Origin of the sequence: Cytobacillus sp. NJ13, assembly GCA_030348385.1 — a bacterium.
Taxonomy (GTDB): domain Bacteria; phylum Bacillota; class Bacilli; order Bacillales; family Cytobacillaceae; genus Cytobacillus.
The window spans coordinates 4,501,074-4,520,295 of record JAUCFP010000006.1; the positions used below are offsets into that span (position 1 = coordinate 4,501,074).

General features: G+C 42.6%; 16 protein-coding genes. 11 read left to right on the forward strand and 5 right to left on the reverse strand.

The features are described 5' to 3' along the window. Window positions 1-7 precede the first annotated feature (7 nt). From QUF73_22220 to murC, 4 genes are all read left to right on the forward strand, one after another. Window positions 8-3,100: a DNA translocase FtsK gene (locus QUF73_22220; protein MDM5228822.1), complete on the forward strand. Its 3,093-nt coding sequence runs from the start codon at window positions 8-10 to the stop codon at window positions 3,098-3,100. A 473-nt stretch (window positions 3,101-3,573) separates the two neighbouring features. After that, window positions 3,574-4,671 (forward strand): nicotinate phosphoribosyltransferase, encoded by a 1,098-nt coding sequence (locus tag QUF73_22225; protein ID MDM5228823.1) that lies wholly within the window; start codon window positions 3,574-3,576, stop codon window positions 4,669-4,671. A gap of 37 nt (window positions 4,672-4,708) precedes the next feature. Next, window positions 4,709-5,362: a hypothetical protein gene (locus tag QUF73_22230; GenBank protein ID MDM5228824.1), complete on the forward strand. Its 654-nt coding sequence runs from the start codon at window positions 4,709-4,711 to the stop codon at window positions 5,360-5,362. Between the two features lie 201 nt (window positions 5,363-5,563). Continuing rightward, window positions 5,564-6,859: a UDP-N-acetylmuramate--L-alanine ligase gene (gene murC / locus QUF73_22235; GenBank protein MDM5228825.1), complete on the forward strand. Its 1,296-nt coding sequence runs from the start codon at window positions 5,564-5,566 to the stop codon at window positions 6,857-6,859. Window positions 6,860-6,940: 81 nt separating this feature from the next. On the opposite strand, the gene QUF73_22240 is transcribed toward murC, so the two are convergent. Then, window positions 6,941-8,056: an aminopeptidase gene (locus QUF73_22240; GenBank protein ID MDM5228826.1), complete on the reverse strand. Its 1,116-nt coding sequence runs from the start codon at window positions 8,054-8,056 to the stop codon at window positions 6,941-6,943. Window positions 8,057-8,284: 228 nt separating this feature from the next. Between QUF73_22240 and QUF73_22245 the strand changes: the two genes are divergently transcribed. The 3 genes from QUF73_22245 to ytxJ all read left to right on the forward strand — a co-directional run bounded on the left by QUF73_22245 (window position 8,285) and on the right by ytxJ (window position 9,724). Then, window positions 8,285-8,770, forward strand: a complete 486-nt coding sequence (locus QUF73_22245; GenBank protein MDM5228827.1) for a DUF948 domain-containing protein — start codon at window positions 8,285-8,287, stop codon at window positions 8,768-8,770. A 22-nt stretch (window positions 8,771-8,792) separates the two neighbouring features. Beyond that, window positions 8,793-9,296: a YtxH domain-containing protein gene (locus tag QUF73_22250; protein MDM5228828.1), complete on the forward strand. Its 504-nt coding sequence runs from the start codon at window positions 8,793-8,795 to the stop codon at window positions 9,294-9,296. 98 nt (window positions 9,297-9,394) lie between these two features. Further along, window positions 9,395-9,724, forward strand: a complete 330-nt coding sequence (ytxJ, locus tag QUF73_22255; GenBank protein ID MDM5228829.1) for a bacillithiol system redox-active protein YtxJ — start codon at window positions 9,395-9,397, stop codon at window positions 9,722-9,724. Window positions 9,725-9,919: 195 nt separating this feature from the next. Here ytxJ and QUF73_22260 read toward each other — a convergent pair whose 3' ends face one another. After that, complete coding sequence (locus tag QUF73_22260; GenBank protein ID MDM5228830.1) at window positions 9,920-12,097, reverse strand: cell division protein FtsA; 2,178 nt, start codon at window positions 12,095-12,097, stop codon at window positions 9,920-9,922. Window positions 12,098-12,375: 278 nt separating this feature from the next. Here QUF73_22260 and QUF73_22265 point away from each other — a divergent pair, with 278 nt between their 5' ends. The 4 genes from QUF73_22265 (at window position 12,376) to motS (ending at window position 16,475) form a co-directional block, all read left to right on the forward strand. Then, window positions 12,376-13,452 (forward strand): bifunctional 3-deoxy-7-phosphoheptulonate synthase/chorismate mutase, encoded by a 1,077-nt coding sequence (locus tag QUF73_22265; protein ID MDM5228831.1) that lies wholly within the window; start codon window positions 12,376-12,378, stop codon window positions 13,450-13,452. 250 nt (window positions 13,453-13,702) lie between these two features. Continuing rightward, a complete protein-coding gene (gene ccpA, locus QUF73_22270) occupies window positions 13,703-14,701 on the forward strand; it encodes a catabolite control protein A (GenBank protein ID MDM5228832.1) in 999 nt (332 codons plus the stop codon). A gap of 228 nt (window positions 14,702-14,929) precedes the next feature. Continuing rightward, entirely contained in the window at window positions 14,930-15,748 is an 819-nt protein-coding gene (motP, locus tag QUF73_22275) for a flagellar motor protein MotP (GenBank protein MDM5228833.1), read from the forward strand. Continuing rightward, on the forward strand, window positions 15,738-16,475 hold the full coding sequence (gene motS / locus QUF73_22280) for a flagellar motor protein MotS (GenBank protein ID MDM5228834.1): 738 nt from the start codon (window positions 15,738-15,740) through the stop codon (window positions 16,473-16,475). The genes motP and motS overlap by 11 nt, the downstream gene beginning before the upstream one ends. A gap of 84 nt (window positions 16,476-16,559) precedes the next feature. On the opposite strand, the gene QUF73_22285 is transcribed toward motS, so the two are convergent. The 3 genes from QUF73_22285 to QUF73_22295 all read right to left on the reverse strand — a co-directional run bounded on the left by QUF73_22285 (window position 16,560) and on the right by QUF73_22295 (window position 19,107). Next, on the reverse strand, window positions 16,560-17,732 hold the full coding sequence (locus QUF73_22285) for an acetoin utilization protein AcuC (protein MDM5228835.1): 1,173 nt from the start codon (window positions 17,730-17,732) through the stop codon (window positions 16,560-16,562). Further along, the gene (locus tag QUF73_22290; protein MDM5228836.1) at window positions 17,729-18,376 is read right to left on the reverse strand and encodes an acetoin utilization AcuB family protein; all 648 of its coding nucleotides are present in this window, start codon (window positions 18,374-18,376) and stop codon (window positions 17,729-17,731) included. Before QUF73_22290 ends, QUF73_22285 begins: the two co-directional genes overlap by 4 nt. 98 nt (window positions 18,377-18,474) lie before the next feature. After that, on the reverse strand, window positions 18,475-19,107 hold the full coding sequence (locus tag QUF73_22295; protein ID MDM5228837.1) for a GNAT family N-acetyltransferase: 633 nt from the start codon (window positions 19,105-19,107) through the stop codon (window positions 18,475-18,477). Window positions 19,108-19,222 lie beyond the last annotated feature (115 nt).

Genomic DNA, 19,222 nt, shown 5'->3' on the forward strand with positions numbered 1-19,222 from the left:
GATATAAATGAGCTGGATTAAAAAGATATTCCATATGTTTAAAAGTGATGAGGAAGAATATGAGGAATTTGAGGAACATCCAGATGAGCAAAATTATGAGAAACAGCCGCCTTCTAAAAAAACAAAAGAAAGTTCAAGGGATATAGATGCTAAAGTAGTCTATCAATATCCCAAAGGCCAATTCCGTTTTCCGGTCATACCTGACCATGAAGCAGAACGGGAGAATAAGAGGCAGCAAAGACAGAATCATAATAGACAGGACCATATTCGTGGGAAAACTGTAAATAAAACTGAAAAACGGCAGTCAAGGGCAGGAGAAACGGAATGGCAGAGAAAGCCGGCGGATACTCAAATCCATGAAAAAAGGACACCTCGTTCCGCAGATAGGGAGCGGCAAAGAAAGTCTGCGCCATCACCTGCCAGTGAAGAAAAAATTCTGACCCGTAATGAAAGAGAGGCTGCCAGCAAGAAAAGGCCTTTCCAGCCAACAGAAATTCCATCGCCGATATATGGATTTAAGAGACCGCGGCCAAATGCCCAGCAAGATAAATCAGAAAACGGGGAACAGGAAAACCACAGGGAACTTACATACGATGAGGTTATGCGCAAAATTCAGCAGACTCCTACTAATCGGCCGAAGGTGACCGAAGCTGTTTCGGATGAAGAAAGAGAAACTGTCATTTCCGATAAACTGAAAGCTTTCCAGGCACAGGCTTCTGCATTGGAAACAGAGGAACCTGCAGCAAAAAGATACAAAATAGGTGAAGCGTCTGAATTAATGTTTGAAGTACCCGAAGATAACCTAGAAACAGAGCGGCATGAAGAAACACATCCTGCATGGCAAGATCATAAGGAACCTGCCAGGCAGCCTGGATCTTCCAAGTCCGACGGTGAATCTCCAAACAGGGAGGATCGCATCGGTCATAAAAAAGAATCGGGAATCAGCAGATCGCTCGCAAACTTGATTGAAGAGGCTCTGCACGAAGAAAAAAATGAAGAATACACAGCAGAACTCTCAGGACAGAGCGAAGGGAGATCTCATGCGATCCTTGGGATTGAAGCTGAAGAGGGTGCAGAAAAAAATGAATTCCATCACGATTTAGGGATTGATGCTAAAAGTGATTCGGAAGAGTTTATCCATATAAACTTAGAAGAGGGAAACTCACAAGCAGAAGGACTGGAGACGTCTGATAAAGCTGAATTAAGTTCTGAACCTGAAGATAGCGGGGAATTAACAGGCTCGTTCTTTTCTCAGACTGAACTGATTACTAATATAAACAGGGCTGAGAATATAGAGCAAAATCAGACTGCAGATGCAAATGAATACTTAGAAACAAAAACAGAGTCTGCTGCGTCAACCTCGCAGCAGGAAGAAGATGTCCAGGAAGAGAAGAAGCCTTCATCAAGAGGGTCAATTCCATTTAATGTCATCATGCTGAACAATGACAGAAAAAAACTGAATCAGCAGGATAAGATCGCAAGACCGTCAAATGAAAAAAAAAATAAGATCGCTATGTTTCCGTCTGAAAACATTCAGCAGTCTGCTGCTGCAGCAGAAAAGATCGAGGATCATCCAGCGGAGAACCATTTGCCTATGGAAGAACAGTCACCGCCTGCACTGGAATCGGTCCGAATTGAGGATAAACAGAATTATCTGGCGGATGAAGAAATTTTTTATTACCAATTCCCTTCCCAGACATTGCTTACACCGCCAGTTATCATGGAGGAAGCTTCCGATTGGCTTTACGAACAGGAACAAATGTTAAACTCCACACTGCAAAATTTCAATGTCAGGGCGAGGGTGGTTAATGTTACGCAAGGACCTTCTGTAACAAGGTTTGAAGTACAGCCTGAACCAGGTGTCAAGGTGAATAAAATCACGAACCTCTCAGATGATATAAAGCTGAGTCTCGCAGCAAGGGATATTCGGATCGAAGCGCCAATACCAGGAAAGCATACAATCGGCATTGAGGTTCCGAACCAGAGCAGCCGTCCGGTATTTATCAGTGAGATCATCAGCACCCCGGAGTTCCAGACTGGACAATCCCCATTAACGGCTGTACTGGGGCTTGATATCTCAGGGAAGCCGATTGTGACGGATTTACGGAAAATGCCGCACGGTTTGATTGCCGGTGCAACGGGATCAGGGAAGAGCGTCTGTATTAACACGATCCTGGTAAGCCTGCTGTATAAGGCGAGTCCGGATGAATTAAAGCTTCTTCTGATCGACCCAAAAATGGTCGAACTTGCACCGTATAATCGAATTCCACATTTGGTCAGCCCGGTTATTACCGATGTAAAAGCAGCAACGGCTGCCTTGAAGTGGGCTGTCGAGGAGATGGAACGCAGGTATGAATTGTTTGCCCATGCCGGTGTGAGGGATATAAACCGTTTTAATGAGCTGGCAGAAGAGCATCAGCAATTTTCAGAGAAGCTGCCATTTATGGTCATTGTGATTGATGAGCTGGCAGACTTAATGATGATGTCGCCGGCCGATGTGGAAGAAGCCATTTGCCGGATTGCACAAAAAGCCCGTGCATGCGGAATTCATCTGATTATCGCAACCCAGCGTCCTTCCGTGGATGTTATTACCGGCCTAATAAAGGCGAATGTGCCTACAAGAATTGCATTCTCCGTGTCATCTCAAATCGATTCAAGAACAATTATTGATATAAGCGGAGCTGAAAAACTGCTTGGCCGGGGAGATATGCTTTTCCTTGAAAATGGATCCTCAAAGCCAGTGAGGCTGCAGGGGACATTTGTTTCAGATAAAGAAATTGATGATGTGGTAGCCCATGTACGCAGGGAACGCGATCCCGACTACTTATTTGAACAGGAAGAACTTCTGAAAAAAGCCCATGCCATAGAAGAAGAGGATGAACTGTTTTTTGAAGCATGCGAATTTGTTGTTGATCAGGGAGCGGCTTCCACTTCGAGCCTGCAAAGAAGATTCAAAATAGGCTATAATAGGGCAGCCAGGCTGATTGATATGATGGAAAAACAAGGGTTCATTTCTGAAAATAGAGGCAGCAGACCAAGGGATGTCCTCATTACAGAAGCTGATCTTGAATCCATACAAGACACTAGTACATTAAATTAATCCATGGTATTCTTTACTTGCATGTTTAAAATAATATGAATAACAACTACGATAAAGTGAAACTTCAATCAGTGGGGGGGCTTTATCCCCACTTATTGCTAGTTGAGGCCCACTGGAAGTGGGTCACAAAGACGTTGCCACAGGACGTGGCGTTCTTAGTCTTTGTTCTTCTATCGGGCCTTTACGGGCAGTTTGCCCCCCTCATCCTCCATTGATTCCTCTGAGTCTTGAAATGGGGGGCTTACTGCCCGTTAGACTGCGATAAACGAAGAAAGCCTTCTGAAGCTGGCGGGCTGCCAGCATAGATGCCTGCTCCTTGCAAACCCAAGTCAGCAGGCGCGCCTGCTTTCTTTGTGGATAAAAGTATCTATATTTTTGAACTTCGAGAATTGTCTAGCTCCAGCGCCTACCCCCTCGAGGGTCGGGGGTGGGCAAGGCGCTTGCGCTTTTCGTGTTTCTAAGGAGCTTTAGGGATGAAGGAAATTGAAATGAAGGTTAAAGGAGAAATTAAACGTCTGACAAACCAGACTTTTAAATTCGATGAACGTGTAAGAGATGGCTGGTTTTCAGCGGTATACTTCCTTAAGACAAGAGAGATTGTTAAGAAATATCATGAAGATAAAATCGTAACCATGCAGTTTTTCCAAAAGAATCATGCTGTTCTATGCGGTACGGATGAAGTCATTGCGCTATTAAAAACATTTGCGGACCGCCCGGATGATCTGGAAATCCATTCTTTAAAAGACGGTGATAAGATTTCACCCTTTGAAACAGTATTAACCATTACAGGAAGATATCAGGATTTTGGATATCTCGAAGGAATAATTGACGGCATATTGGCCAGAAGAACTTCAGTTGCCACGAATGTCTATAATGTGGTAAAAGCGGCAGGTGTTTCTGGTGTTCAAAAGCAGGTCATCTTCATGGGGGACCGGGATGATCATTATATCACCCAGGCAGGAGATGGCTATGCAGCCTTTATTGGGGGGGCAACAGCCCAGGCCACGCATGCCATGAATGAATGGTGGGGCAAAAAAGGCATGGGAACAATGCCGCATGCATTGATCCAAATGTTCAAGGGAGATATCGTTGCATCCACTAAGGCTTATCAGGAGACGTTTCCTGAAGACGATTTAGTCGCTCTGGTAGACTACAACAATGATGCCATCACCGATTCCCTAAAAGTGGCAAGAGCCTTTGGCGAAGAGCTTAGAGGAGTCCGGGTTGACACATCAAGAACAATGATTGATCAATATTTCTTAAGAAATCAGCATTTGCTGGGAACGTTTGACCCGCGCGGGGTCAATGCAGAACTGATTTTTGCTTTAAGAAAAGCGCTGGATGATGAAGGTTTCGGACATGTGAAGATTGTGGTGAGCGGCGGTTTTACTGAATCCCGAATCCGCGAATTTGAAGAACAGGGTGTTCCGGTTGATACCTATGGAATTGGAAGCAGCCTGCTGAAGATCACCACAGGATTCACTGGAGACAATGTAATGATTGACGGTAAGCATGCAGCTAAGGCAGGACGGCGTTATCGTCCAAACCCCCGCCTTGAAAAGGTTGAATAACAGAACGCTATTTACAAGAAAGTAAGGAGCATCCTAAATGGATATGGACGGCTCAATTCTGGATTTACATTCTTTCCGTAAAGCTAAACAGCTCCAGGGAGAAAAAAATGCTCTGCGTTTATACACATTAAGCAAGGATTATACGGAACGGACGGCTAATATCAGAGAGAAAGTCCGGGCAAAGCATTTATTTCGGCAAACGCTCGGTCTTGCTCCTGAAGCGGCTTTTTCGCCTATTCTGCAGGAAGTTTTTCAGGATTGGTTTCTCTTTGATTATAAAACCATTCAAGGCTCATCTATGTTTAGTCTGTTCTTAAAAAACAATTCCCGGCAGCTTTCAGAATCAGATCTCATTCAGGGGGCTCTCTTTTTAACATCAGTCATGGAGCCCATCCGGATTTTAGATGTAAGCCAAAAGGTAATCTCTGCCTACAGTGCGGAAGATAACACTTCTTTTCTCTTAAGTCAGCACGGGGTGGTCCGGCCGGAACTGTCAATAGGGTGGTATTTTATTAGAAGAATACCAATCCAGATGTATGATCTGCCTATCGGACCATTTATCTCTATTCAAAGTAATGAAGCAGTTAAACGTTTAACAGAGACCTTTTCGAAGTCAAAATTAAAAGTTCCTGACCTTACGTGGAGAGCCTTCCTGAAATCTAATGTTTTATATTTTATTTTTGGGGAATAAATAGCTGGCAATACGTTACATAGTTTTTAAAATCAATTAATGATATAATGATTCAATACATTAAAGTGTAAGTAAATAAAAGTGACAGCGGAAAAGCTTAGCAGCACAGTCATGGGAGCATGTCTTCTAAGGGGATATGCGCAAAACTAGATATATGTCATATACTGTTTTACAGATATACGATGGTTGGAGGTTCTTTATATGACTATTTACCATTTCGTAGGTATTAAGGGGTCTGGAATGAGTGCATTGGCACAAGTTCTGCATGATATGAATTATCAGGTTCAAGGCTCCGATTTTGAGAAACACTTTTTTACTCAGGTGGCACTTGAAAAATCCGGAATAAAGATCCTTCCCTTTCAAAAGGAAAACATACAGCCGGGCATGACGGTAATCGCCGGGAATGCATATCCGGACACACATGAAGAGATTGAGGAAGCAATGAAGCTTGGCTTGCCTGTTGTGCGTTATCATCGCTTTTTAGGTGATTTCATGAAGAATTTCACGAGCATTGCAGTGACGGGAGCTCATGGAAAAACATCTACTACAGGCTTGCTTGCGCACGTAATGCGAGGCGCAAAACCAACTTCATTCCTTATTGGTGACGGTACGGGCAAAGGGGACAAGGAAGCGGAATATTTTGTTTTCGAAGCTTGTGAATACAGAAGGCATTTCCTTTCTTACTATCCTGATTATGCAATAATGACGAATATTGATTTTGACCACCCTGATTACTTCGCCAACATTGAAGATGTTTTTTCTGCTTTTCAGGAAATGTCATGGCAAGTGAATAAGGGGATTTTCGCATGCGGTGATGACGAGCAGCTGCAAAAAATCCAGGCTAAAGTGCCCGTGGTATTTTATGGTTTTGGAGAAGACAATGATTTTCAGGCACGCAATGTAGTTAAAACAACAGAAGGAACAACCTTTGATGTGTTTGTCCGCAACACCTTCTATGAGACTTTCTCTATTCCAGCCTATGGAGATCATAACGTCTTGAACTCTTTAGCTGTTATCGCTCTATGTCATTATGAAGAGATCGATGCGAAGATTGTCCAGGAACAGCTTCTTTCCTTTGAAGGGGTGAAAAGAAGATTTTCCGAGAAGAAAGTGGGCTCTCAGGTAATTATTGATGACTATGCCCACCATCCGACAGAAATTAAGGCGACTGTAGAAGCTGCCAGACAAAAGTATCCTGAAAAGGATGTTGTCGCAGTTTTCCAGCCGCATACATTTACAAGGACTCAGGCCTTTCTTGATGATTTTGCGTTAAGTCTTAATTTGGCTGACAAAGTGTACCTATGCGAAATCTTTGGCTCTGCCCGTGAAAACCATGGAAAACTCACGATTGATGACTTAAAAGCCAAAATTCCCAATGCACAAATTCTAAATGAAGAAGAAACGGCTGTACTAAGGAATCATGAAGATAGCGTAATTATGTTTATGGGTGCCGGGGATATCCAAAAATTCCAGCAGGCATATGAAAACCAAATATAAATCTAAAAAAGGATGCTCCGCTAAGGAAGCATCCTTTTTATATATAATTTGAGTGTTGGTAACTGCCTGGAGATTTTCTTATTACTTTAAATTCTCCGGATTTAATGCTTCAAGTTCACTAATGACAAATCGGCCGTCTTTCCGGATTAAGACATCATCAAAGTAGATTTCACCTCCGCCATAGTCAGGGCGCTGGATGTTAACCATATCCCAATGAATATTGGATTTATTGCCATTATAGGCTTCGTCATAGCATTGTCCAGGTGTGAAGTGGAAGCTTCCATCAATTTTTTCATCGAACAGAATATCCTGCATCGGATGAAGAATGTATGGGTTAACCCCGATAGCGAATTCACCTATATAGCGCGCACCCTCATCCGTATCAAAGATTTTATTGATGCGTTCGCTGTCATTCGCTTCCGCTTCAACAATTTTCCCATCTTTGAATGTCAGTTTTACATTTTCAAATGTAAAACCATGGTATGGAGATGGAGTGTTATAGGTGATGACGCCGTTGACAGACTCACGTACAGGGGCAGTATAGACCTCTCCATCAGGAATATTCATTTGGCCGGAGCATTTGATTGCCGGAATATCCTTAATCGAGAAGGATAGATCTGTCCCAGGGCCAGTAATTTTGACTTTATCGGTTTTATTCATTAAATCCACAAGGCTGTCCATTGCTTTGTCCATTTTGCCGTAATCCAAATTGCAGACATCAAAATAGAAATCTTCAAATGCCTCTGTGCTCATTTTAGCCAGCTGGGCCATGGAAGCATTAGGATAACGCAAAACCACCCATTTCGTTTTTGGCACACGGATTTCTCTATGCACTTTTTGTCCGATGGTTGATCCATGAATTTTCATTTTATCATCCGGCACATCAGCCTGCTCGTTGATGTTTTCTCCGGAGCGCAGTCCTATGTATGCATCCATTTTGCTCATAACATTTGCTTCAAACTCAGCCATCATATTGAATTGCTCTTCCTGTGCGCCTAAAAGCAGGGAACGATCAACCTGATGATCTTTTAAGGAAACAAACGGGTATCCTCCAGCTGCATATGCTTCCTTAACCAGCGCGGTCACTAATTCCTTTTGAAGTCCGAAATTTTCAATAAGGATCTTCTCGCCTTTCTGAAGCTGGACTGAATAGTTAATCAAATTTTTTGCCAGTTTTGCAATACGGGGATCTTTCATGGATAAATACCTCCAGTAAATTTATTTTTCCGACAACTATTATTGTACCCGAAATGAAAGGTTTTGTTTAACCTTTTCCAATTGTGCTAGAATTTACATTAACTGATGAAAATACCTGTTAGAGAAGGAATTTAGACTTCACAAGTGGAATCTATTAATGTACTCCTGGTTTAGAGGCAGTGCATCTGGGTAAAAAGATTAGTATACAGACAACCGGAGGTGTAAGAATTGGAAATTATTTTATACTTAAGTGTAGCAGTCATTGCTATAGCATTTCTTGTTTTAGTCATTTATCTGGCGAAAACGTTAAAATCCTTACAGGGGACATTAGATAACGTATCACACACATTGGCAGGCCTTGAAAGGCAATTAGATGGTGTCACGAAGGAAACAACTGTCCTGCTGCATAAAACCAATTCACTGGCTACAGACATTCAGCAGAAATCTGAGAACCTGAACAGTGTCGTAACTGCGGTAAAAGAAGTTGGTGACTCTGTCCGCAAATTTAATGGATCCATTCAGAAAATCACATCTTCTGTAAACACACAGCTTGAACAGAATAAAGATAAAATCTCACAGGTGGTACAGTGGAGCAATGTTCTCCTGGAAATCAAAGATAAGTGGAAAATGAGAAAAGAAGACCCTTATCAGTACAATGTCAGTGAGAAACAGATGCTTCCGCCCGAACGCCAGAGAGAAAGAGCAAGATACTAGATTTAAAGGAGGAAAAAGGAGAATGAATAGCCAAGACCGTACTCAATTTGATTCAAATCAGGCCAAAACAGATGAAAATATCAATACGAAAGATTTCATGATTGGTGCCTTAATTGGAGGCATGGTTGGCGCAGCTACCGCTCTGTTTCTCGCTCCTAAATCAGGCAAAGAGCTTCAGACCGATTTAAGCGAAAAGGCTGCCCTATTAAAAGAAAAGTCAGGACAGTACCGTGAAACAGCTATGACAAAAGGTACCGAACTGGCTAATGCTGCAAAAGAAAAAACTAATGTGCTAACTCAAACGGTTACAAAGCAATCCAATGAACTTGTAAATAAAGTGAAAAACTTGAAAGACGCTCAAAATGGACAAGCTGCTGCAAACGGCGCAGCCGAAGAAAATGGAGAGGCCATCAATAACGAGACATTCCAGGCAGAAGGGAACGCACCAGTAAATGATGCGGAAATCCAAATGAAGCTGGAAGAGACGAAAAAAGCTTTTGACGAAACCGAACAAAAGTATAATTAATTTTATTTGTTTAAACGACGGTGAAGTGGTACGATTACTTCACCGTTATTTACTTTAAAGAGCGAGGCTTTGCCTGGCTTAGTTGTGGAGGCAAGAAAATGAAAAAATTTGATAGCCATGAAGCATTTGATCAAGCAGTAGAATCAGGAGAGCAGCTGCTGATTTTAAAACACAGTTCCACTTGCCCGGTAAGCGGAGCAGCGTATGAAGAATATGAAAGCTTTGTGAAAGAGCATCAAGATGTAAATGCTTATTACTTAGTTGTTCAGGAAGATCGTCCTTTGTCAAATCACATTGCAGAAGCTTTTCATATCAAACATGAGTCACCTCAGGCCATCCTATTTAATAATGGAGATGTTGCCTGGCATGCATCACATTGGAAGATTACATATGATTCCCTGGTGAATGCTGTGAAAGAAAACAGATAAAACCCATCCAATCGGATGGGTTTTTGCTATCAAACAAGAAAATATAAAATTTTTTAAACGTCGATAACTGTCTAGCGCAAGCAGCCTGCCCCCTCGAGGTCATTGTCGGGGGTGAGCACCCAGTGTAGAGCTTCCTTGGTTGTTCTTCACAGGAACAAGCGTTTTTGGCTTGTTCCGAAGGCGCTTCCGCTTTTCTTATATATAGTTTACATTTGAATTTTTATTATTTATGGCAGGCCACACGATTTTGAGGTGATCACCAGGCTCTACAGGTTCATGAAAAGATGTCTTTTCCCCATTTTTCAAGAGAACGAAGCTTCCGGAAGATGCTGCAGGCATATCTACACTAACATGGCTGAAGACATCCTGGAAAATAAAGGGGGGCATTGGTTTTTTCACGAGTGTAATGGCATCTCCAGCATGAATCGGATCATCTTCGGTGAGGACAGTTCCTTCTCTCTGAAATTCAAGTATTCCCCTGGAAAGCTCTAATTTTTTACCGTTAAACATGACCGGGATCCTTTGATGAAGTGACAGCTGCTTAATATCTGCTAATTCCTTTACTGTTAGTGTGCTTCTTTTTTCAATTCGCAGGTTGTCACCATCGTCTACTATGCTATGATAATTCGCCTCAAGGCCGTTTTTAAAAAGCTTTCCGGTATGGCGAGGCAGAAATGTCTCTTTTTCATTAATGCTGATTCTAAAAGGCGTAAGCTCGTTTAATAAATCGTTTAGGTTTAAAATTCTTAAGGTTTCTTCAAACGTTTCCGGAATCCTGCACTCCACCTTATCCCGATCAGCAATGATCTGCTCAAGCGAGACCGCTTTTTCATTACAGGTAATAGCAGGCTGGATTGTGTACTGCTTTCCGTTAATAGTGATTGACTTTTCCGGAACTTCATCAATCAAATCTTTTATGCGGACTTCAGCAGGCACTCCGTCTCGTCCTCTTGAAGCAGTAATGATATCCCCTGATTTAATTTCTTCATCCAAAGCACTTGTAAGGCTGTTGCGTTTGATGACAGGAGCTTCTCCATGGCTTCCCGGAATCGTAACGCTTTGCCCATTTAGTTGGACTATCATGGCGAGTCCGGGCTTCCCGTAAAGCTTATTCATTTTTATGCCTGCTGCCAGGAGACAATCCCCAACTGTCAGGTTCTTGACCTCGAATAGCCTGACAGGCTGATCGTTGACGTAAACTGTACAATATTGGACCGGAGCTTTTTTAGCAGCGATGGCTATTCCTATTGGGGTGACAAGTTCGGGGCCTCTGTCTGTAAAATCCGGTAAATTCAGCCCGCTTATGGCATCAATTCCCCTAATTGCGACTCTATTCGCTGGAAGGCCCAATCTTTGCGCTATCCTTTCAGGAAGTCCAGGTGTTAAGCTCCCGCCCCCTACCAGCATGACGGCTTTGGGTGGCCTATTATTCAGCTGCAGAATTTCATCGCAGATGGAATTTGTCAAACGTTCAAGCGCAGGAGAAATTTTTTCAATTGTCTCTTCCCTGCTGACTTCTGTCTGGAAGCCGAGAATATCCGTGACAGTAATTGTATCCGATAAATGCAAATCTCTCTTTGCCTTTTCGGCTAAAGGAAAGTCCAGCAGAAGCTGGTCACTGATTGCTTCAGTTATCTCATCGCCTGCTACAGGCACCATTCCATAAGCAGTAACTGTGCCCATATCTGTAATGGCAATATCGGATGTTCCGGCACCGATATCAACAAGAGCAACATTCAGCCTTCTCATCGAAGGAGGAATCAGCACATTAATAGCTGCGATTGGCTCAAGTGTCAAAGCTTCCATTTCCAGGCCAGCCCTTTGAAGAGCTGAAATTAGTGACTCCACTACAACCTTGGGCAGGAAAGTAGCAATGATTTCAACGGATGCTTCATCCCCCTGCTGATCAATCAGACTGCCGATTTCTTCTCTGTCAAGACGATAGTATAAAACGGAATATCCAACACAATAGTAATAATAGCTTTTTTCAGTTTCATGCAGTTCAGCAGCCATTGCCTGTGCCTGCTGAACTGCACTTAATTCAAGGTGAAGTATATCCTGCTTTTGCAACATCGGTTTTCCTTTAATACTGATAGCTGTTTCAGATCTTTCTGTTTTTAAAGCCCTGCCTGCCGCTGCAACGCACACTTTTTTTAATGGGCCGTGTTTTGCTTCTAGTTCATCCCTGATTTCTGCTATAATTTTTGATACAGCCAGTACGTCATGGATCTGTCCATCGAGCATGGCCCTTTCTGCATGCTCCTTAATCACGATGTCTTTCACATGATATTGCCCGCCGTTTTCTTCGAGAATAATTCCAACCACCGTGCGGGTGCCGATATCCAGTGCAAAAAGCTTTTTTTGTTCGTCCAAAGCAGTACACCTTCTTTGTAAATGTCATAGAATGCTTATATAATGCCCTAAAACTGCTTTATCACTTAAAAGCGTTTAATTAATAAAGAAATTTTTCGTGACATGTCTGAATAATTCATATATAATAACCCTAATTATAAAAAATGTATCACATATCCAGAGGCCGTAAAAGAGAAAGATGGAAATGTTTAACGCTGTGCGCATTTAAATGCGTGCTATGTGCATACATCCTGAAACCAACACGGCTTAAATTTAGATTCGAAAGGAAGGGACAGGAAATGAGCAATAAAGAGCTAGATAAACTTCGCGATCGAGTGGATGAGCTGAATCTCCAGCTTTTAGCTTTGATCAATGAAAGAGCAGAACTTGTTCAGGAAATCGGAAGAGTAAAGGAAACACAAGGGGTTTATCGTTATGATCCTGTCCGAGAACGCAAGATGCTGGACTTGATAAAAGAGCATAATGACGGTCCTTTTGAAAATTCAACAATTGAGCATATGTTCAAGGAAATTTTTAAAGCAGGTCTTGAACTTCAAAAAGATGATCATAGAAAAGCGCTTCTTGTTTCACGCAAAAAGAAGCCTGAAAATACAATTGTAGACTTAAAGGGTGAAAAAGTAGGGGACGGCAATCCTCATCTTGTTTTTGGCCCTTGTGCAGTGGAATCTTATGAGCAGGTTGCAACTGTTGCTGAAGCTGTAAAAGCAAAAGGTCTTAAGCTCCTTCGCGGAGGCGCATATAAACCAAGAACATCGCCATATGATTTCCAGGGGCTTGGCCTTGAAGGTCTAAAAATCTTAAAAAGAGTGGCAGATGAATACGATTTGGCAGTTATTTCTGAAATCGTAAGCCCTAATGATATTGAAACGGCTGTAAATTATATTGATGTCATTCAAATAGGGGCAAGAAACATGCAAAACTTCGAGCTATTAAAAGCAGCGGGGGCTGTAAACAAACCAGTTCTTTTAAAGCGCGGGATTGCAGCTACAATTGAAGAATTCATCAATGCTGCGGAATATATCATGTCTCAGGGGAATGGACAGATCATCCTATGTGAGCGCGGAATCCGCACATACGAACGTGCAACACGCAATACACTGGACATTTCGGCTGTGCCAATTCTTAAGCAGGAAACACATTTGCCAGTACTGGTTGACGTTACGCATTCAACTGGCCGCAGAGATTTGCTTCTTCCAGCAGCAAAAGCAGCGCTGGCAATCGGCGCAGATGGCGTAATGGCAGAAGTTCATCCTGACCCGGCAGTTGCCCTTTCAGATTCAGCGCAGCAAATGGATTTGAATCAATTTGATCAGTTTATGGCTGAACTTCAATCTTCAGCATTGCTGAGAGTATAGCCATCTAAATATGAAGAGCCTTCTGCCAGTTGCAGAAGGCTCTTTTTCTCATTTAAAGTGCAAATTTAAGTTTTTTTCAAAAATACAAGCCTTGACATTGCGGCAAATCCTGGACTGTCGTATGATTAAATACATAATTGTACATGTGTAACCACTCACAAATTAGGATAAAAAATGAGTAGGTTACGCCGTGTTGCTGTAAAATATACAGTAATAGAAGTGACCGCTATTTAAAGAAGGAGTGTCAGTAATGAATGTAACAATATACGATGTGGCAAGAGAAGCGAATGTATCAATGGCAACGGTTTCTCGTGTTGTAAATGGCAACCCGAATGTTAAACCTGCAACAAGAAAAAAAGTAATGGAAGTAATTGACCGGCTTGGGTACCGCCCCAACGCGGTTGCAAGAGGATTGGCAAGCAAGAAAACTACTACAGTAGGTGTGATTATTCCCGATATCTCCAGCACCTTTTTTGCAGAATTGGCAAGGGGCATTGAGGATATTGCGACAATGTATAAATATAATATCATTCTCAGCAACTCCGACCAAAATATTGAAAAAGAGCTGCACTTGCTCAATACTATGCTCGGGAAACAGGTAGATGGAATAGTCTTCATGGGCGGCAATATTACGTCCGAGCATGTTGAAGAGTTTGAAAAGTCACCAGTTCCGATCGTACTGGCTGGCTCTATTGAAGAAACAGGCAAAATCCCATCTGTAAATATTAATTATGAACAGGCAGCATTTGATGTGACCAAGTCATTTATTGAAAAAGGCCATAAAGATGCTGCTATCGTGGTGGGCCCTCTCCGAGAGCCGATTAATCAGGAAAAAAAGCTTGCAGGCTATAAGCGGGCATTGGAAGAAGCTGAGGTGCCCTTCCGCGATGAATTGGTGGTTGAAGGAGATTATACGTACGATTCAGGTATAGAAGCCTTTGAAAAGCTGCTTGAGGCAGATCCGCGTCCAACCGCTATTTTTGCAGGATCTGATGAAATGGCATTGGGAATTGTCCACGGGGCGGAGGATAAAGGGTATAATATCCCGAAAGACTTTGAGGTCATCAGCTCTGACAATACCAGATTGGCATTAATGGTCCGTCCTCAGCTGACATCAGTCGTACAGCCTTTGTATGATATTGGTGCAGTTGCCATGAGATTGCTTACGAAACTTATGAATAAGGAATCAGTCGATGAGCAAATTGTTGTACTCCCTCACCGAATTGAAGAACGAAGCTCAACAAAATAATGGACTTGCCGATATAACAGAAAAGCGGAAGCGCCTCGACCAGCCCCGATAAGCGCTGGACCAAAGTGACTCGAAGGGCTAGGCGCTGCAGCTAGACAAAGGGAAGAAAGAGAAGCGCCTTAATTAGAAGGCGTTTCTTTCTGCCAATTTTAGCTATCGTACCTGTTTTCGAGGACATAAATAAACCATTAGACAAAGGCAATTCGCAATGGATCAGGGAGAGAGAGTATGAGAAAGTTTGATATTTTAACACCGGCAGGGTTAATGGTGGGGCTTGCTATGCTGATTTTTGGAATCATGTGGAATGGAGGAGCTGATGGTTTTTTATCCTTTGTTGACCCTTCTTCAATTCTTATTGTTTTGGGCGGTTTAATAGCCGGGCTGCTTGTAAGTTTTCCTTTAAAAGATATCAGGCATATGGCCACCGTTTTTAAGCAGGTTTTTTCCAGTGAAGAGCAAAGCGTTGGCGAGCTGATTGGAATTTTTGTCAAACTCTCTGAGCGTGCCCGGCGTGAAGGGCTGTTATCGCTTGAGGCTGAAATCGAGAAGGTGGAAGATCCTTTCATACGCAAAGGCGTTTACCTGGCTGTGGATGGTATAGAGCCAGATGTCATTACTGACATTATGAATGCCGAAATTATGGCGATGGAAGAGAGGCACAGAAAAGGGAGAAGCATTCTCGAAAGAGCCGGGGAGTACGCTCCGGCATGGGGAATGATAGGGACCCTGATCGGACTGGTTCTGATGCTGAAGAATTTGAATGATCCTTCCACACTTGGGCCCAATATGGCTCTTGCCTTACTGACTACTTTATATGGCTCCCTGCTGGCCAATCTGATTTTTCTGCCGATGGCGGCAAAGCTGGCTTTAAAGACAGAGAAGGAAGTTTTTTTGAAGCAGATTATTATTGAAGGGGTTATCGGTGTTCAATCCGGGCAGAATCCGAGAATATTGGAAGAAAAGCTGAGCGCCTTTTTATCCTCAGAAGAACGGAGAGATTTGGAGAAAGCTGTAAATGAGGGGGAGGCACTGGATTATGAAGCCTAGGAGAAGATCTCCGGAGCCTCCAAAAGGCGCCCCAAGATGGATGGTGACTTTCTCCGATCTCGTCACACTGATATTGGTATTTTTTATTCTGTTGTTTTCGATGTCACAGATTGATTTAATGAAGTTTCAGGCATTATCCGATTCTTTCCGGGACAGGCAGGTGCTGGATTTCCAGCCGTCTATCATTCCTGCAGAGAACCCGGGACAAAATGAAGAAATAAAAGAAAATGAAGGCAGCGGGCAATCCGATTCGCTTGATGAGCTTCTGATGGAGATTCAGTCGTATCTGGATAAGAATGGATTAGAAAAAGTCATTGTGGCAAACAGGACGGAACGGGGGGTTGTTCTCGTTCTGCAGGAACAGGTTTTATTTGAATCCGGAGATGCAAGTCTGATAGACAGTTCCTATTCTTTTCTGGATAAAGTAGGAACCCTTTTAGCAAACATGCCAAACCTTGTGAAGGTGGAAGGACATACTGATGACCGGCCCATAACTACTTACAGATATCCGTCCAATTGGGAGTTATCTGCTGCCAGGGCAAGTACTGTAATCAGATATCTAACAGAAAAGCATAATCTTGACAGTCATAGGTTTATGGCCGTCGGCTACGGGGAAACCCGTCCTATCGTTCCTAATTCCGGACCGGAGAATTGGGAGAAAAACAGGCGTGTTGAAATCATTATTTCTGATCCGAAATTTAATGAAGATAACAATATTCATAATTGATAACAGGTCTGGTAATAGTCAGACCTGTTTATTTGTATATGCAGAAATGAACAGCGGCCGGTAAAATGTTCCCGGCCGCTGTTCTTATAAAGATTCTGTCATAGATCTGTTCCGGATGGGATAAAGGACTTTGTCCACTGTCCGGGCATTTTTTTCAGTTATTTCACTCTTACGGGGGATAGGCTTATATAAATCAGCCGGATCGTCCCATTCCGGGGGAAGAGGGACAGGGGCGTGTTCTTTCCACTTGTTTATCCATTCCTCCGGCATATTGCCGTAACAATTCGAGTTTTCAGTCATTTCAAGCCATATCATGGCCCATGCCCGGGGAACAACCCTCCAAATATCATAACCGCCGCCGCCGACGGCTATCCATTTCCCATCACAATATTCATGGGCAATTTCATGGGCCAGTTTCGGAATTTCCCTATAAACCTTTATAGTAGATGACAAATGGGTAAGAGGATCAAGATAATGTGCATCAGCACCATTTTGCGTCAGAATCACATCCGGTTTGAAAAATTCTGCAACCTCCCGAAAAGCTGTACGGTATGCGTGAAGCCAAGAATCGTCTTCAGTAAATGCATCCACGGGAATATTAAAAGAGAATCCATATCCTTTCCCTTGTCCTCGTTCATTTACATTTCCGGTTCCGGGGAAAAGGTATCTGCCTGTTTCGTGAATAGACAAGGTGCATACATCCGGGTCATCATAAAATGACCATTGGACACCATCACCATGATGGGCATCTGTATCCACATACAGAATACGGGCTTTATACTTTTCCTGTATATATTTTATGGCTACGGAGCTATCGTTGTAGATGCAAAATCCAGAAGCTTTTCCCCGAAAACCGTGGTGAAGGCCGCCGCCAAGGTGAAGTGCGTGCTTAGCACGTCCGCTCATGACTGCATCAACGGCTGCCAGAGTGCCTCCTACTAAAAGGGAGCTTGCTTCGTGCATGTTTGGAAAAATAGGTGTGTCTTCTGTTCCGAGACCATAGTTTTCGCCGATATCCTCAGGAAGCTGTCCCCGGCCGGCAAGCTTGACAGCATTCACATAATTAGGATCATGAATCAAGTGAAGCTCTTCATCGGAAGCCTGGCGCGGGGGAATAATATGACAGTCATCAATGGCATTAATATTTTTGAGCAAATCGAGTGTCAGTTTCAGCCTTATCTGATTAAAAGGATGATTTTTGCTGAATTTATAGTTCAGCAGGTCTTCCGAAAAAACAAATACTGAATCATGTGTCATAGTGAAATCCCCGGCAGACTGGGCCATAAAACATGGTGGCCTGCTTTTTTCAAATCTTCAACAACAAGCGTAGGGTTCATAGTCTGTACCCTTATCACCAGTATTTTGTATTTATCATCCGTTTTGTCAGGATAAACAAGGACACTCTGAATATTTGCTTTTCTTTTGCAGATGACTTCAGCGATTTCAAACAGCATGCCCGCCCTGTTTGGCACCTTCACTTCAATCTGCGAACCTGGCTGATGAGCTCCCGTCAATTGAACTAGCGTATGAAGCAAATCGGTTTCTGTGACAATTCCAACCAGCTTATTATCGTTTAATATTGGCAGGCAGCCAATCCGCTGTTCATAAAAAACCGCAGCAATTTCTTCAGCAAAATCAAGAGGGTGTCCTGTGATGATATCTGTCTTCATAATCATTTTTAATGGCCGCTGCAGATCTTCCTTAAATAGTTCTGTATGAAAAATAGATGGTGTGGCATCACGAATGTCCCTATCTGTTACAAGTCCCTGCAATTTGCCCGCTTCATCTGTTATAGGCAAATGCCGTATTCTTTTTTCGCTCATAATTCTTATGGCATCGGCAATGGTGTCTTCTTTTGACAAGGACGTGACATCCGTTTTCATAATTTCTTCAACAATCACTTTAAATGCCTCCTTATAAAATATATGGAGATGCATTCATGCCGAAAAAATAGACTGAATACAGGCATGAATTATGTATTGACGCTGTTAATAAAGATTTAATACATAAAGCGATTCATAAAGCGCAATCGGTCAAATTGCTGCACTGAATCCTGGTCCACTCTTTTTCCGATGCGGGCCATTAGGCAATTTGCAGGATGAGAACTGATTTCAGGGTCATCTGTGGCATACCATTCAAGACCGCCTGCATTCATCATCTTTTCCATGATTTTTCGATATTCCCATACATTCAGGCCAGTTCCTTTTAAATCCCAATGCCAATAATATTCAGTCGTTATAACGATATAGTCTTCCATTGCGTCATCCATCATGGATACTTTCAGCAGGTTCTTGCCTGTCCCTGAACCTCGGAAAGCAGGGATCACTTCTATTGCACCCAATTCTATTAAATTATCCATTTTCCCTTCAGACCAGCGCTCAAGAGGGTCTGGATACAAGTAAGTAACATAGCCGACAATGGTATGTCTGTCACGGGCCACTATAATTCTTCCCTCCGGCAATCCCGCAATTTCAACCAGGGCTTTATGCTGCTGAGCCGGAGGCCTGAAAGCAACAAGATCTTTATGAAACTCATAATCTGCCAATTTTTCAGGTGAAATTGGCCCCTCAATGATTAATTTTCCATTGGATGTTTTTAATTCTTTTGCATTATACGTTCTTTTATGTTCCATTTATTCACCGCCCAATAGACATGATCAATGTAATTTCTATTATACATAAAAACACGGGGGATAAAGCGCTTTCACATAATTTTCTGTGTAATTTAAAAAAGTTTGTGACAATTTG

Coding starts and splice junctions, on each gene's coding strand:
- QUF73_22285 (MDM5228835.1), bottom strand. CDS start 17,732: ATGACACATGATTCAGTATTTGTTTTTTCGGAAGACCTGCTGAACTAT.
- motS (MDM5228834.1), top strand. CDS start 15,738: ATGAAGCCTAGGAGAAGATCTCCGGAGCCTCCAAAAGGCGCCCCAAGA.
- QUF73_22265 (MDM5228831.1), top strand. CDS start 12,376: ATGAGCAATAAAGAGCTAGATAAACTTCGCGATCGAGTGGATGAGCTG.
- murC (MDM5228825.1), top strand. CDS start 5,564: ATGACTATTTACCATTTCGTAGGTATTAAGGGGTCTGGAATGAGTGCA.
- QUF73_22240 (MDM5228826.1), bottom strand. CDS start 8,056: ATGAAAGATCCCCGTATTGCAAAACTGGCAAAAAATTTGATTAACTAT.
- motP (MDM5228833.1), top strand. CDS start 14,930: ATGAGAAAGTTTGATATTTTAACACCGGCAGGGTTAATGGTGGGGCTT.
- QUF73_22230 (MDM5228824.1), top strand. CDS start 4,709: ATGGATATGGACGGCTCAATTCTGGATTTACATTCTTTCCGTAAAGCT.
- QUF73_22295 (MDM5228837.1), bottom strand. CDS start 19,107: ATGGAACATAAAAGAACGTATAATGCAAAAGAATTAAAAACATCCAAT.
- QUF73_22220 (MDM5228822.1), top strand. CDS start 8: ATGAGCTGGATTAAAAAGATATTCCATATGTTTAAAAGTGATGAGGAA.
- ccpA (MDM5228832.1), top strand. CDS start 13,703: ATGAATGTAACAATATACGATGTGGCAAGAGAAGCGAATGTATCAATG.
- ytxJ (MDM5228829.1), top strand. CDS start 9,395: ATGAAAAAATTTGATAGCCATGAAGCATTTGATCAAGCAGTAGAATCA.
- QUF73_22225 (MDM5228823.1), top strand. CDS start 3,574: ATGAAGGAAATTGAAATGAAGGTTAAAGGAGAAATTAAACGTCTGACA.
- QUF73_22250 (MDM5228828.1), top strand. CDS start 8,793: ATGAATAGCCAAGACCGTACTCAATTTGATTCAAATCAGGCCAAAACA.